Raw genomic sequence first — 15,072 nt, 5'->3', positions numbered from 1 at the left:
CTCTTACAGCGAACTGAAGAACGTAATGCTGAACCACTCCATCGTAGGCAACGATACCCGCCTGCTCGGCCTCAGCCAGCGCCTCAATATTGGAGATAATACCGAGATTAATTTTTCGGAGTAAGCCCATGAGCAAAAACAAAAGCGGCTGTTCAGTTGAACAGCCGCCTTCCTTTATAACCCTTATACCAGGTAAGATAATACTTTATCAGACCGCATTCAGATTGTAGAAGCGGTAGTGTACGTAAATTTTATTGGTTTTTAGAAATTCCAGGATATAGCAATAAAGCTTTTCATAAGGAATAATCTCCATATCTGTTTCCGGATCGGAAGGGATATGTGCATTCTCCAGCTTGTTAAAATAGTTTTTCCCCTTTTCCTCTATCAGCTCATAATTAAAATCCTTTTCCGTAACGATGCTGAGCAAACGAATAAAAATGCTATTCCGGTAATTATGCCTCTTATCCAGGTGAGTAGAATTGTACTGCTGCAAAGCTTCCTCCCGACGGCGAACCTCTTCAATGTTTCCTTCTTTCAGGAGGTAGATATACTGGATAATAAGAGTAGCTGTATTATAGGGGGCCTGCTCTTTAGGAAAATCTGGCAACTCTGCAACAAATTCTTCAAGATTAAAGCCCCAGCGCAGAAGCTTCGAATCATTTACGAATACCAGGAAGGCACGGTAAATCTGCCATTTATCCTTTTCAGACTCAGGTAAGAGGCTGTAGTTTTTGTTCGTACGCACTTTCCTGAAAATATCGCCAGCTTTTTTATAGCCTTCACCTTTCATCAGCAGCAGAAAATAGATTTCCATAAAGCGAAACCAGCTGCCTGTACCGGGCTTAAAGAGCTTTATCACCTTTTGAGCATAAATACCTCCCTGCTCAGCATCTTTCAGGCAATAGTAAGACTTTAGCTTCGTAAGAGCCACCTCTTTTTTGGAGAGGTTTATTTCTATTTCGCTGATGTTTTTACGCAGGTACTTTTCTTCTATACTACTGCAAAGCCTGATGTTTTCTTCGAAATTCCAGCTCAGTTCATTGTAGAGGCTTTGCAACTGAAATACCAAGCGATCAATCTGGCGGCTTTTAAACTTTTCTGCCCGCTCTTTTAATACTGCCACCGTATCGGGTATCTTACTGAGCACCCTGTTTTGAGCGCTCACCGATTTATTGATGTATACCAGAATCTGGTGGAAATCAGTTTCGGAAGCATCGATGGCTTCTTTAAAAGAGCGGTAATAGGAGAGTTCCTCCTGTGTTTCATCGAATGGAGTAGCTTTACCCAGTCGGGCATACTCGTTCCGTAAAATAGTTAAGGCTTCCACTACTATATCGACACATTCGTACTGCTTAGCATTCTTTAGCAGCTGGGGCAGCAATTTTATAGCCACATCGTTCGCGCCCTCCCTGATTAATATTTTACACTGGTGCAGGCTGTGCAGGCATTCATACTCGCACTTTTCGAAAAGAGTATAGCTGCTTTTATCGTAATCAAGAAAATAAAGATGGTTCAGCAGCTTCTGCTTAAGCTTACCTTTGGCATTGCGGTAGTTTCGATTGCCGGGCTTTGATTTAAACATAATCTTTGCTGCCTGGCTGTCGGAATCAAACTTTCCATTAATAATTCCCTCGTAAAGGAGATTATCTTTCGAAATTTCTTTCTTCCTGAAATTCTGATTCACCAACTGAATACTCCGCTGACCGCGTTTTTTCGTAATGTCGATAAGCTTTAGAAGATCTTCCATTGAATGACGGTTTACTTAAAGAACCTGATTATTTATCACTAAAAAATTCGCTCTCACGCTCTCAAAAGGGCATTTACTGCTTTACTTCACTTAATTGCGACTACAAGGGATTCTGCCTGTTTTAGCAATAAGTAAAAAAAAGCACCCGATAGTTATCATCAAAAAATGGGACAAAATCAGCTAAAATCATCCATATATTAACACTGACCCCCAACTATTCCTGATAATTGAATCTTTTAGCTTACTTTTTTGCACAATTTATTACACAGGTAAATTAATTACTTTAAATTTACTTTTACAATATTTAACATCACTTTTTTTATGGAATTTGACTCAACAGCAACAATTTCTTCCATCAATCCTTAAAATCCGATGAAGATTCCCAACAAAAGTTTAGCTTTTCCGTTTGTTATGCTATCTGGATTACAAAAGCATTATTTTTCATTCTGGAGAAGGGGCGGCAGAACTTTTTTAAGAATTTCCTGCAACCTTATTTTTATTATATCAGTTTAATGCATTACATTTTTTAACCGATCTATTATGGACAAATTCAGAATTCAGTACAAATGTAACAGAGCCCCGAAACCCACTGCGGGCCTGGAGGGCTTTTTAGTTGACCAGCAGTACATCGGCAGGTCCTTCAATGGCTTGTATGAAGTAACACCACAATGGGGGAATGGAAAACAAACCAAGCTGCTGCAAAAGAATGAATTTGAAAAATATTTTGAGCTGGTAGCCAACCGGATGAACCAGCAACAAAGTGCCTGAAAGGGCTGCTCCTTCCATGAATTTTAGTCAGATTAAAGAAAGCTGCCTGTACATCTCTGATGTAAACCAGACAGAGCAGTTCTATCATGGAATATTAGGCCTGCCTGTGATTAGCAAAGTCAATCACAGGCATATTTTTTTTCGGGTGGGCCGCTCGGTTTTACTTTGCTTTTTACCGGAAGTAACTAAAAAAGAAGAAAATCTGCCCCCGCATTTCGCCTACGGGAAACAACACCTTGCCTTTGAAACTTCGCAAGACGATTACCAAGGCTGGAAACAGCAACTAGAAAAAAAGGGAATAGAGATTACCCACGAACAGGGATGGAAAGAGGGCCTTCAATCTTTTTACTTCGAAGACCCGGACGGGCATGTGCTGGAGGTGGTGCCCGAAGGTATATGGGAATAGCAACCACCCCTTAAAATAGAGCAAAAAAATAGCACAGGCGGGTTTAAAAAATTCCAGCCGGCCGGGTAAAATGGATATGAAGCCTCTCAGGCAGTCCTTACAGCTCCTCTTCAAAAGCTGCTAAAGAGTCTTTCTGATAAAAGTTCTCATACCAGAACTCATAATCCTCATACTCTATACAATTCTCCAGTATTTGCTCTTCTTCATTAACTTTAGTGAGGCAGCTGGGAGGAAGCCAGCCAAGCAAGTTACCTACCTGCCTGTTGGGCAAATCTGCCAGCCGCACATATTCCGTTCCTCCCTGTCTGCTTGGTTTTAACTTGCGCATAACTGTTTCTTTTAAAGGTCGCACAAAATATTTACCGCACCATTACCACGGCTTTAAAAAAATGTTAATTCTCCTTCTATTACCGCAACAAAAACAATACCACTTCAGAGCCAGAAAAAAAAGCCGGTCTCTATAGGAGAAACGGCTCTTCTGGATTTTTGATTATACTATTTTCGAAATTTATTTCCCGATTTTGGCATAATTTCTATGAAACGCAATAATGGTCTCAATTCCTTTCAGGTAATTAAACACGCCATACTTCTCATTTGGAGAGTGGATATTATCCGAATCCAGGCCAAAGCCTAAGAGCACGGAATCGAGGCCAAGCTCCTTCTGAAAGAGCGAAACGATGGGAATACTGCCACCGTCGCGGGTAGGTATGGGTGTTTTACCCCATGCATCTTCAAAAGCAGCACTAGCCGCCTGGTAATGCACCGAATCGGTAGGAATGACAGCCGGTTCTCCACCATGGTGTGGTTTAACTTTTACCTCTACTCCTTCCGGAGCAATGGATGTGAAATGCTTCCGGAACAGTTCGGTTACTTCCTTTGAGCTTTGGTCTGGCACCAGACGCATAGAAATTTTAGCATAGGCCTTGGATGGCAGTACCGTTTTGGCACCTTCTCCAATATAACCGCCCCAAATACCATTTACATCAAGCGTTGGCCGAATGCCGGTTCTTTCGTCGGTGGTATAACCTTTTTCGCCCCACACATCTTTGATGCCTAAATCTTCTTTAAACTCCTGCAGGTCGAAAGGGGCTTCGTTAAGAGTTTTGCGCTCTTCCTCGCTCAGGGTTTGTACTTTATCATAGAAACCAGGAATGGTAATATGGTTGTTCTCATCGTGCAGCGAGGCAATCATTTTACAGAGGATGTTGATAGGATTGGCTACCGCACCACCATACCGGCCGGAATGCAGATCGCGGTTCGGCCCCGTCACTTCCACTTCTACATAGCTCATGCCCCTCAGGCCAACGGTAATGGAAGGGGTATCTACGGATATTATGCCGGTATCGGATATAAGAATAACATCGGCCGCCAGCTTTTCACGATTGTTTTTAACGAATATTTCCAGGTTATCAGACCCCACTTCTTCTTCGCCTTCAATCATAAACTTGATGTTGCAGAAAACGCCCTCGTTCTGCATCATGGTTTCCAGCGCCTTTACGTGCATGTATACCTGGCCCTTATCGTCGCAGGCACCACGGGCATAAATTTTGCCATCCTTTATAACCGGCTCAAAAGGAGGGGAGTCCCACAGCTCGTAAGGGTCCGCTGGCTGCACATCGTAGTGGCCATATACCAGCACCGTAGGCAGGGAGGGATCTACCATTTTTTCCGCATACACGATTGGGTGGCCTTCGGTTTCACATATTTCCACCTTATCCACACCGGCATCGGCGAGCTTCTGCCGCAGAAATTCGGCGGCACGGCCCATGTCTTTGTTAAACTTACTGTCGGCACTTACTGAGGGAATTTTCAGCAGCTCAATCAGTTCATTGATAAAACGCTCCTGATTGTTTTTGATGTACTCCTGAAAGCGGGAGCTTTGTCCGGATTGTTCCATATTTTCTTATATTAAAAAACCACACTCATTATCCCGGAGAGGGAGCCAGAAGCACGGAATTACACAAAATTTATCTTCTTATCGGGCTGTAGTCTTAGCCAAACAGCCGCTAATATACTACTTTCCTGTTAAAAGGCATGGCTTCCCTTTAACTATAGGCATCCTAACTTTTAGTTAAACAAAAAAGCCGACAGTGAAGCCAGGCGTGGTCGGAAGAAATTCCGACCATTTTTTTTATGTTTTGAAGAGTTTGTCGAGCTGTCCATGACAATGAGCTACCTCCATAGCAATGGCCAGGTTTCTGACTTCCATAGCAAATCTTCGCTTGGCAGTTTTATAGCCAATACCGTTGGCATGCTTGTAGATAAGCAGCAGCATGGCTACAATTAATGTCATATAAAGCATTACCTGTATGCCGTTCTGGCTTAGAGAAACCAGATGGCTCATGTAGAGTTCCTGCTTGAGGAAGCTAAAGGCGGCGGCCGCTTCAATATCCCACCTTCTGCGGTAGGCCTGCACAATTTCTTGAGCAGACAGCTCTAGTTCATTAGCCAGCAGCCAGAAGTGCTGCTCCGGCTGTTGCTTACTTTCTACAATGATGAGGCGAAAGTTCTGCTCAAGCAGTGTTTTCCTGGAATGGATGTTTCCTTTCTTATTTTTAATGGGCTGGCCGTAATAAAGTCTGACCAGCTCGTCGCTCAACAGGATCGATTCGCCTAAATCTATGGGTTGACCTTCCTTGAGTAGGTTTTCCAGAAGCTCGTATTTACGGTTTTCCTTAGCCCGGCAGACAAAACTGACGCTCTGCTCATCAAAGCTCTGCAGGCTTCGAGCAGATTGCACGCCCCTATCAAACACATATAGATTCTCATGGCCAGTCTGCTGCTTGACATGCTGCCAGACTATCTTGGGCAGGGCCACCTCTTCACTGTTATAGCTACTTTGGTTAAAAGCCTGGGCACTGCAGGGCAGTAGCCCGTCAAAAGCCATGGTATATTTCACTCCCTTCTTGCCGCTGCTTCCTAAGCCTGATTGTAGTTTACCGGCTGTATCACTCACCAGCGAGCTGTCTACACGGATGAGCTTGTGCTTTTCTTTGTCACTATCTGAATATAGACCAGCATACTGCTCGTAGATGCACTCGTAGATTTGGCGAAAATAGTCAGCATCTATTCTGGATAGTCGCTCCGAGATAGAGCTTCGCCGCACCTTTTCGCTTGCATCCAGCTGGAAAAGCTGCTTAAAGAGAAGGTCGTTAAAGGTATCTTCCATGCTGTGCTGACTTAGCCGCTCGTTTTCCAACATGCCATAAAGCAGCAGGTAGAAGAGCTTTCGCCCATGCAAAACTTTAGCATAGCGGTCTACGCCGCTCTGTTGGCAGAGCCGCTCCAAGTAAGCATCAGGAATAAGTGCCAACAGCTGTTTTACGCTGATCTTATGGTCTTTGAACTGGCTCATCATCTCCTCCTTCATCTTTAGCCTGTAAAGACAACTAAGACAATAGGCTTATGGACCAATTATTTCAAGAAAAATAGCCCCTAAATAAAAAAAGTCGGAAGATTTAATCTTCCGACCACGCCTGACAGTGAAGCCGGCTTTTTTATAACATTTATTTTCTGGATCAGAAGCCATCTTTGTCATCGGCCGAAGTATCGGCTTTAGGCTGTTCGCTTCCTGTTGTACTGAAAGGGTCCGTTCCGGCATTGGCCGCCGGGGCCACAGGAGTATTGAGCTGATACGGTGTTTCTATGCCATAATAATCCTTGCGGAAGCGGTTCACGAATTGAAGTGTTTCCGCTACATCGGAAGTAGCAATGGCATATTCTCCCGGCTTTGCTTTATGCGCTTTCGACTTCCTTTTGATTATCTCGTTATATGCATCGTAAGAAGAAACGGTAAACAGGCGGTTTCCTTCATAGTTAAAATAGTACCAGATACCTGGCGACACCTGCAGGAATATATTAATGACATTGCCCAGCTCAGCGGAGCGGCGCATTTCTATAAAGCCATCCAGCAAAGCATTTGCATCGGTTTCACCTATATTCGACAGGCCAATTTTACCATTGCTGTACCAGCTTTTTTGCTCGGCCGACCACTTCAGGTTTACCCCTGAGAGCGTGAGGGTTTTTAGCAGCTCCGGGCCTGCATTATACAACGGCAGGTACTCCGCCAGGGAACGCTCCTCGTATTCACGTGCAGCTTCTTCGCCTACTATTTCAGCAATTTTATAGAGAAGGCCTACACGGTCGGTGTTGGCCTGCGGAAGGCCCATGCGCTGTACAATGCCTAGCACATCTTCGCCCATGGCTACTTCTGCATCTACCGGCAGGTCGAAGTCAAATACCATCAGGGCATTCATATCAAACTCCCCGCTCTGGAAGCTTCCTTTTCCTAAACCGGCTGCTTTTACATTAGGAGCATCTTTTCTTTGTTCCATAAAGTTAAGCGGTCCCTCAAAGCGTACTTCTCCGTTATTTTCGTTGTAGGCGAAAATGCGGCCGGCGTATGATTTACCCAGCTTCTTATTTTGCTCTTCTATCCGGTATTCATTATTAACCGCATCGTAGGTAAGAAGACCCGCAGGCTGAAATAAGGCATAATCGTTAGCCGAGCGTTTTTGGGTAACAAAGGCCGGGTATAACTCATTGGTCTTACTGTCGAAATAGACCCCTGCCACCAAAGGACTTCCATCCTCCGTTACACTTTCTTCGAAATTAAAGGCAATTTCGCGTTGGTCCCCGGTGCTGCTGTACTTGATCCATGTATTATAGTCAGGAATACTCTTCAGGTCCAGCTTTACAAGTCCATTCAGCTCAAGAGCCGGCTTATCGGCATACATGGTTGCATTTCCTCTAAATAGCATACCGGGAGAAATCACCATCAGGTCCTCTGCCTTTATCGTACCGCTCGAAACGGTCTGCAAGCTCTTCTTTCTGCGGCCTTCCTTGGTATCGACCAGCTTAAAAGAGTTAAATTCAATGGCAAAGGTATCGCCAACCGCATTTACGAGGCGGTAAGTAGCGCTACCAATAAACTTATTTCGCGACAGGATATCTATTTTACCATTGTCGAGGTGGTGGTATTCATTAAGTGTATCGATAACGATAGAAGCATTCTGGAAACTTTGCAGGCGGGCATTCTCCAGGATTAACACCTCATTGTTCTCAGGCGTTATTTTTGCGTCGGCCACTTTTATATAAGGGATGCCTGATACATTAAGTGTTTGGGCATCTATATTATAAATGGCATTTTCGGCATTAAACACCAGCGAGTCCTGCTCTGAACGAGTAGAGTAGAAATAAGATTTTGACAAATCGAACTCCTGCGGCTTACTCATGCTTACCGTCTTTTCAGCAAAATTCCAGCTTGCTTTAGGAATAGAGGTTTTGTACTGCGCATACGGGAATTCTATGGCTGCCACTCCTTCTACCTCCGGCTCGATATCGGCCATGCCACGGTCGAGGTTGTAGGCAATTCTTACATCATTCGCTAAAAGTATAGGTTTGCTACTGTTCGAAGCTTCAATGGTAAAGCGGGCATTCTCGGCTATAAAATCGCGCTGGTTAAAGGTATACAGTGGCGATTCCACATCGGCTCCCTGCGTATTCAGTTTTCCGGCACCATTCAGGCCTTTGCTGCTAATCAGGAAAGAACCATCGAGAGAGGCCACCCCGCCAAATAACTGGAAAGGCTCTTTTCTGTTCTCCACATACATGCTGTCCCGTTTAGGATACCAACGCATGTCATAGGCCTTTACACTGGTTACCGGAAAGCTGGCTCCCTTTACCACGCCCTGCTCCATTACTATTTCAGAGCCGGAGGTCAACACCGAATCTTCGAAAAAGCGGAAATAATTAGAGTAAAGGGTGCTTGTCAGGTACTCAATATGGCCGCTGGAGTAAAGGCCCTTGCTATCCATTTTCAGGGTGTCGTACAAAACAGCAGAACCATTATACAGCTTATAACCCTCAGCAGGGAGTATCTGGGTAAAACCCAGTGAGTTGTCTTCCAGCACTCTTAGGGTTGTTTTGAAGTCGGGCACAATGCCTCCACTGGAGAAGGTTCCTTCAAAAGCAATCGCGGCAGGGTCGCTACTACTTAAACTGTCTATTTCAAACGGCGGAATGGTAAAATTCAGATCTTTTCCATATTTTCCTTCTGCAATTTCCTCTCCGTTAAAATAAACCGTCGATCCTCTGGAGGCATTAAAAACCGGAAACTCCGGGAAGTTGCGACGGCTGGATTTATTCTTCGGAAGGTCAATCTTTAAGGTGCCGGAACTTTCCACCAGCTGGTTATCGAGCCGGGAGCGATGCAGCTTTTTGGTTTCTTTAAACTGATCGACATCGAACTTAATAGAGTCGATCATTGGCATATCTATCAGGAAGCTATCATAGTCGAAACGCATTTTATGACCCATGAAAATAAAGCTTCCTGCATGTACCTGCCCATCGAATCTAAAGTCGCGATTGCTAAGCAGGGTAATGGCATCATTCTCTGGCTGGATGTATACGTCTTTTGAGCGGCTAATGTAAAATTTATCGATGCCCCGCACTTTTAGCTCCTGTTCCTGAAAGTTAAGGGTAGCATTTGGCAGGGAGGGCTCCAGTGAGGCGATGAGCAGATCATCGAAATCCTTTCGCTGATTGCTGGAAAGTACATAGTGGAAACCTTTACGGTTGATACTGATTAAACCGGTTTCTACATTGTAATCGATAAAGCCATTTTGCATGAGGTACTGCATAGCACCACTCAGGGTGTTTGAGTCCTGCCGCAGGTCGCGGGCCATATCGTCTACATAGTAAGTGCCGGAGTTGATTTTGCGGGCATAGCCTACTGCCATTTGCAGCGGATGGAAGCTGTACATTCCTTTAAGCCGCTCAAAACGCTCCATATTAAAGTACTCCTGCGATTCGAAAAAAGCAGGAACCTGGCTCTTTCCACTTAAAATAGAAATATCGAGGCTATCGGCATTTACATCCCAGCGAAGTATATCGGCCATAATGTCCATGTCGAAATAAGAGCTCACGAAGGGGGTATACTTGAATGCTCCTTCATTTTTAATTAAAGTGAGCACATTGGTAGCGGTATTGTACCGGGAGGTAACCGCAGGATGAAAAATGGAATCCTCACCATGATAGATAACAATGGCCGAGAGGTCGGACTGAATAAGAGTATCCTGCAGGTTAAAGCGCCTGGAGTTAATTTTAAACTTTTTCTGGCCTTGTTCCTTTACTTCGATAGAAGCCATACCGGAATAGACAGAAGAGCTGTAGATTTTACTTCCCATGAGGGAAAAGCCTCCCTTATACACCAGCTCATCGCCACCCAGATTACTGACACTTATGTTACTTTCGTATGATTTAAATCGGGGATACTGCGCATCAGCAGGCGTTTTGTAGCGCGAGTTCTCATACTCGAAAACACCTTCTACCGGTGCGGCCAGCTTGCCGGCATAGGTCAGACGAACATTTTCAGCAGTAAGCGCTGCTTTACTTGTTTCGAAAGAATACTTATCGAGTTCCACAAAAACCTTTTCCGCATCAAGGCCAGTATTCTGCCAGCTGATTTTACCTCCTTCTCCAACAAATACCTCAGCAATAGGCATAAAGCTGCCGGATGTATTGCGGATGGTCAGGGAATCGGAGCTGGACACTATGGAAAGCTTAACCCCTTCAAAGCGAATTACTGCTCCCTCTATCGTCGGCAGAAAGGGGTCGATATATACCGGAAGTGCATCTTCTTCGGCAGGAGTTGCTTTATCTTCAGCTTTTCCTTCAGTGGTTTCCCAGCTGCTCCAGTCGCTGCTCCAGCCTTGTTCTTCTTCAACTGCAGGGGTATCCCAGTCACTGAAATGGTCCTCCTCCGCTACTTCCTCAGCAGCTTCTTCGGTGGCACCCCAACCACCCGGTGCAGCCTCCTGCGCAGTTTCAGGCTCTATATATTCAAAGCTAAGGTTACCGCCATCGGCATAAAGGCTGGAATAATTAGAGTGGTAAAGTGCATCATTTTTGAAAAATCCGTTGACCGTCGCCAGAAAAGTATTAACCTGCCGGGTTCCTTCCTTCTCCACTACTTTTGCAAGGGTGTTCAGGAGGTTATCGATTTCTGCAGAAGGAAGGCCCTGCCCGGCGGCCCCGGCCAGTATACCAAAATAATGGCTCAGCTGCGGAAGAGGCTTAAAGCGCTTGTCCAGCATTTGCCGGTATACCTCCACAATTTTCTGTTGCTGGCCTTCGCTAAAACTACCACCACTCCAGGCAGCACTAAAAGCCTCACCATTAGCCCTTGCCTCCGCATTACTGGTACTACTCAGCACTTTAGCCATTTCGCTGCCATAATCGACCGGCACAGCAGGCTGCTGCTCCGTTTGAGCATACAGGGCTGAAACAGCCGAAAACCAGCACAATACACATAGCTGTAAAACTTTCACTTTCATATCACACATCTAATTCTAATAACACCCACTTCGCTTTCTTATCCATGCCTAATTACCGGTGGCATTACATTACCGGCAAAAAGAACACGAACTTAAAATATAAAACGCTCAGGAGCCATTGAATTATATGCAGAAAGTTACACGCTATGATTTTATTCGAAATCAGCGCATTAGCACCAGTGAAGCCCAGTTCTTCTCGCTCGACAGGGCCTGCTGCTTCAGCTGGTACTTACCTGCCTCTGCAAGCAAATCATCCACATCGGCTTCGTAAAAGCCGCTCAGCAAAAGTGTTCCTTCTTCCTTTAAAAACTGTATATAATAGCTTATCTCTTCCAGCAGTACATTTTTATTGATATTGGCTAAAATGATATCATAGCTTCCTTCAAAGCCTGCCTCCCGCAGGGTTCCGGGGCGCACTTCTATATTTTGGCAGTTATTCAATTCAAAATTCTCGCGGCTGTTTTCCACAGCCCATTCGTCTATATCGCAGGCTTTTACCTCGGAGGCACCTAACTTAGAAGCCATAATAGCCAGTATTCCTGTGCCGCAGCCCACATCCAGCACCCTCTTTCCCTGGTGAGAAAGGTTGAGCTGGTGCCTGAGCATAAGACGGGTAGTCTGGTGGTGGCCAGTGCCAAAGGACATTTTAGGGGTAATTACAATCTCATGCTCGTATTGTGGCATGGGCTCGTGAAAGGTGGCACGTACGGCGCAACGGTCACTTACCAGAATAGGCTCATAATTACTTTCCCACTCCTTGTTCCAGTTTCGGCGAGGCACTTTCCCCAGCTCATATTTAATGGAAGCAGCTTTGTGGTAGCGGGTAATTACATCGTCAAAAACAGGCTTTTCAAAATCGGCCGGCTCGGCATAGGCTTCGAAGCCTTTGGGAGTATCGGCAAAAGAGGAGAAACCAGCTTCGGCCAGCTCTGCCTGCAGAATTTCCCGGAAATCTTCATGACAGGCAATTTTTACTTCAATGTAATCCACGGTGGTGAGGGATAAGGGTGGTGAATATTTTATCGACAACCGGCAAAAGAGGCCACATCGGTATAATAAATACTAAAGTCGGCGCTGCTTTTATTGTCCGTGAAATATACAACAAAATCAGAAAAAGCCTCCTGCTTTGTATAGTGCCAGAGGCCTGGCTGATCGGCAAAGAGTTTATTTTCCTCGGCATATACACTGAGATCGGCCGAGGCTTCAAACTCCTCCACGAACACATAAAAATGGGCTCTTTGTGGATTGTCCGTTACATAAACCGAACCTTTAAGGCTGCACACATCCGGTGGAGGGACAGATACCGCCGCTGTTTCGACAGAAGGAGAAAGATTGAGCCCGCCAGTCAGCAGGCTCATTATAAAAATGATTCCGGTAAGCATCATAGCCTATAAGCATTTAGGGCACATTAGAAGTTCCTCAGGCCGATTTAATGATTTGCAGGAAATCGCGCGATTTTAAGGAAGCACCCCCAATCAGCCCCCCGTCCACATCGGGCTGGTCCATCAGCTCTTTGGCATTATCGGGCTTCATGCTGCCGCCGTACAGGATGCGGAGCTGACCGGCAACTTCCTCTCCCCACTTTTCGGCTATTTGCCGGCGGATGGATTTGTGCATTTCCTGCGCCTGCCCGGCCGACGCGGTTTTACCCGTACCAATGGCCCAAACGGGCTCATAGGCAATTACAACTTTGCTGATTTGTTCCTTACTGAGGTGGAAGAGGCTATCCTGCAGCTGTTGCTTTACATGGCCTTCGTGCTCTTCTTTTTCGCGCACTTCCAGTGGCTCACCACAGCAGAAGATGGGTCGTAAGCCCCCTTTTAGTGCAGCATTTATTTTCTTCGCCAGCTGCTCACCACTTTCCTTAAAATACTCGCGGCGTTCGCTGTGGCCGATAATTACCCATTCCACGCCCACCGACTGCAGCATGCCTGCCGATACTTCGCCGGTGTAGGCACCTGATTCATTTTCATTGACGTTCTGGGCAGCAAGGGCTATTTTTTTACTGCTGCCAATGAGTTTTCCTACCGACTGCAGGTGAGTAAAGGGGGGCGCCAGGATGACCTGCACATCAGCAGAAATTTCATCCTGCACCATATTTACAATTTCGGACGTGAGCTTCTGTCCTTCGTCGGCCGTGGTGTTCATTTTCCAGTTGCCGGCTACAATTTTTTGTCGCATAAAAATAGAATTGAGTAGTGGGTATTGAGTATTGAAAAAATTTATAGCTTAAAAATAGGCATTGTGTTTAGAAGTAGCAAGGAAGAGATAATGGACGATAGACAAGGGTGCAATTAAAAAAGAAAATGAATAAAAGAGGAAGCGAAAGATTACAGATGGAGTACCGGAAGCTTTCAGCACATGGCCCCCATTTCTGCCCACTATTAATCTAAATCACTCCCTGTGCTATCATGGCATCGGCCACCCGAATAAAGCCAGCAATATTAGCCCCTGCCGCATAATTCTTTCCAAAGCCCCACTCTTCTGCCGTTTGCAGGCACTGGTTATGGATGTCGCACATTATTTTCTTCAGGCGGCTATCCACCTCTTCGGCACTCCAGTAACTACCTATATAATTCTGCATCATTTCTATGCCAGAAACCGCCACTCCTCCTGCATTTGCCGCTTTTCCGGGACCATACAGTATATCCGACTGCTCGATTAATTTCGTAGCCTCTGCAGTTAACGGCATATTGGCCCCTTCGGCCAGCAAAAAAACTCCATTGCTTTTCATGTTTTGAACATCCTTTTCCTGCACTTCATTTTGTGTGGCACAGGGAAAAGCTAATTCAGCCTTAACATTCCAGAGAGGGTCGCTATCGCCGCCCTGGTGAACAGGGGTATATTCAGCGCCAAACTTTCGGGCATACTCCTCAATTCTGCCCCGCTTTTCATTCTTTAGCTCTTTTATGTATGCCAGCTTTTCTTCATCTATCCCTTTTTCATCATAAATAAAGCCTGAGGAGTCTGATACAGTTACCACCTTAGCTCCAAGCCGGATAAGCTTTTCTATACAATACTGCGAAACATTTCCGCTACCCGACACAATACATCTTTTACCGCTAACCTCTTCGCCCGCCTGCCGTAGCATTTCCTGCGCAAAATACACCAGCCCGTAGCCCGTTGCTTCGGTTCGCATTAGGCTGCCACCCCAATTGATTCCCTTTCCGGTTAAAACACCTTCGTACTGGTTCTGCAGCTTTTTATAAGTACCAAAAAGAAAGCCAATTTCGCGGGCGCCTACACCTTTATCGCCTGCCGGCACATCGAGTCTGTTGCCAATATGCCTGTACAGCTCCTGCATAAATGCCTGACAAAAGCGCATTACCTCCCCATCGGACTTCCCCCGGGGGTCAAAATCGGCGCCACCTTTTCCTGCTCCTAAGGGTATACCGGTTAAGGCATTCTTGAATGTTTGCTCGAAAGCCAGAAATTTAAATTCCCCCAAACTTACGGTGGGCGAAAAGCGAAGGCCTCCTTTATAAGGACCGAGGGCTGAATTCATCTGTACCCGGTAACCCCTGTTCACCTGTACTTCTCCGGCATCATCGACCCAGTTTACCCGAAAGGAAATAACCCGGTCGGGCTCCAGCATACGCTCTACAATTTTATATTGCTGGTATTGCTTATGTTTCTCCAGCACCGGCGAAAAATAAAAAAGCACCTCTTCGGCTGTCTGGTGAAACTCTTCTTCGTTCGGATTCTTCTGCTTTAGCTGTTCAAGGATTGTGGCGATACTCATAGGCAAGGTGGTTTTAGTTTCTTCCTTCTATTAAAATAATACCCACAACCCTAATTTGTTTAATCCGCAGAAT

At 45.5% G+C, this 15,072-nt stretch carries 11 protein-coding genes; 2 read left to right on the top strand and 9 right to left on the bottom strand.

Annotated features, from left to right (window positions below):
- Positions 1-208: 208 nt before the first annotated feature.
- Positions 209-1,747 (bottom strand): hypothetical protein, encoded by a 1,539-nt coding sequence (locus F752_RS0107315; protein WP_017731078.1) that lies wholly within the window; start codon positions 1,745-1,747, stop codon positions 209-211.
- 540 nt (positions 1,748-2,287) lie between these two features.
- Here F752_RS0107315 and F752_RS0107310 point away from each other — a divergent pair.
- Together F752_RS0107310 and F752_RS0107305 are read left to right on the top strand one after the other, a co-directional pair.
- On the top strand, positions 2,288-2,515 hold the full coding sequence (locus tag F752_RS0107310) for a hypothetical protein (RefSeq protein WP_017731077.1): 228 nt from the start codon (positions 2,288-2,290) through the stop codon (positions 2,513-2,515).
- A gap of 16 nt (positions 2,516-2,531) precedes the next feature.
- On the top strand, positions 2,532-2,921 hold the full coding sequence (locus tag F752_RS0107305) for a VOC family protein (protein ID WP_017731076.1): 390 nt from the start codon (positions 2,532-2,534) through the stop codon (positions 2,919-2,921).
- Positions 2,922-3,018: 97 nt separating this feature from the next.
- On the opposite strand, the gene F752_RS0107300 is transcribed toward F752_RS0107305, so the two are convergent.
- From F752_RS0107300 to gdhA, 8 genes are all read right to left on the bottom strand, one after another.
- On the bottom strand, positions 3,019-3,249 hold the full coding sequence (locus F752_RS0107300; RefSeq protein WP_017731075.1) for a hypothetical protein: 231 nt from the start codon (positions 3,247-3,249) through the stop codon (positions 3,019-3,021).
- 180 nt (positions 3,250-3,429) lie between these two features.
- Positions 3,430-4,818 carry a dipeptidase gene (locus tag F752_RS0107295; RefSeq protein ID WP_017731074.1) on the bottom strand — a complete coding sequence of 463 codons (1,389 nt, stop codon included), beginning with the start codon at positions 4,816-4,818 and terminating at the stop codon, positions 3,430-3,432.
- Positions 4,819-5,052: 234 nt separating this feature from the next.
- Complete coding sequence (locus F752_RS0107290) at positions 5,053-6,291, bottom strand: IS4 family transposase (protein ID WP_017731073.1); 1,239 nt, start codon at positions 6,289-6,291, stop codon at positions 5,053-5,055.
- Between the two features lie 148 nt (positions 6,292-6,439).
- Positions 6,440-11,257: a hypothetical protein gene (locus tag F752_RS0107280; protein WP_017731071.1), complete on the bottom strand. Its 4,818-nt coding sequence runs from the start codon at positions 11,255-11,257 to the stop codon at positions 6,440-6,442.
- A 162-nt stretch (positions 11,258-11,419) separates the two neighbouring features.
- On the bottom strand, positions 11,420-12,247 hold the full coding sequence (gene prmA / locus F752_RS0107275) for a 50S ribosomal protein L11 methyltransferase (protein ID WP_017731070.1): 828 nt from the start codon (positions 12,245-12,247) through the stop codon (positions 11,420-11,422).
- Positions 12,248-12,276: 29 nt separating this feature from the next.
- Positions 12,277-12,642: a DUF6150 family protein gene (locus F752_RS0107270; protein WP_017731069.1), complete on the bottom strand. Its 366-nt coding sequence runs from the start codon at positions 12,640-12,642 to the stop codon at positions 12,277-12,279.
- A 34-nt stretch (positions 12,643-12,676) separates the two neighbouring features.
- A complete protein-coding gene (gene tpiA / locus F752_RS0107265; RefSeq protein ID WP_017731068.1) occupies positions 12,677-13,438 on the bottom strand; it encodes a triose-phosphate isomerase in 762 nt (253 codons plus the stop codon).
- 208 nt (positions 13,439-13,646) lie between these two features.
- Complete coding sequence (gene gdhA / locus F752_RS0107260) at positions 13,647-14,999, bottom strand: NADP-specific glutamate dehydrogenase (protein WP_017731067.1); 1,353 nt, start codon at positions 14,997-14,999, stop codon at positions 13,647-13,649.
- Between the last annotated feature and the right edge of the window lie 73 nt (positions 15,000-15,072).

Source organism: Nafulsella turpanensis ZLM-10 (genome assembly GCF_000346615.1).
In the GTDB taxonomy this organism is placed as follows: Bacteria; Bacteroidota; Bacteroidia; order Cytophagales; family Cyclobacteriaceae; genus Nafulsella; species Nafulsella turpanensis.
The sequence above is the reverse complement of the archived record's forward strand: the minus strand, read 5'-3'. Positions and strand labels throughout refer to the sequence as shown.

Bases quoted from the DNA above. Each gene is read 5' to 3' on its own strand.
- F752_RS0107310 (WP_017731077.1), top strand. From the start codon at position 2,288: ATGGACAAATTCAGAATTCAGTACAAATGTAACAGAGCCCCGAAACCC.
- F752_RS0107305 (WP_017731076.1), top strand. From the start codon at position 2,532: ATGAATTTTAGTCAGATTAAAGAAAGCTGCCTGTACATCTCTGATGTA.
- F752_RS0107295 (WP_017731074.1), bottom strand. From the start codon at position 4,818: ATGGAACAATCCGGACAAAGCTCCCGCTTTCAGGAGTACATCAAAAAC.
- gdhA (WP_017731067.1), bottom strand. From the start codon at position 14,999: ATGAGTATCGCCACAATCCTTGAACAGCTAAAGCAGAAGAATCCGAAC.
- F752_RS0107315 (WP_017731078.1), bottom strand. From the start codon at position 1,747: ATGGAAGATCTTCTAAAGCTTATCGACATTACGAAAAAACGCGGTCAG.
- F752_RS0107290 (WP_017731073.1), bottom strand. From the start codon at position 6,291: ATGAAGGAGGAGATGATGAGCCAGTTCAAAGACCATAAGATCAGCGTA.
- F752_RS0107280 (WP_017731071.1), bottom strand. From the start codon at position 11,257: ATGAAAGTGAAAGTTTTACAGCTATGTGTATTGTGCTGGTTTTCGGCT.
- tpiA (WP_017731068.1), bottom strand. From the start codon at position 13,438: ATGCGACAAAAAATTGTAGCCGGCAACTGGAAAATGAACACCACGGCC.
- F752_RS0107300 (WP_017731075.1), bottom strand. From the start codon at position 3,249: ATGCGCAAGTTAAAACCAAGCAGACAGGGAGGAACGGAATATGTGCGG.
- F752_RS0107270 (WP_017731069.1), bottom strand. From the start codon at position 12,642: ATGATGCTTACCGGAATCATTTTTATAATGAGCCTGCTGACTGGCGGG.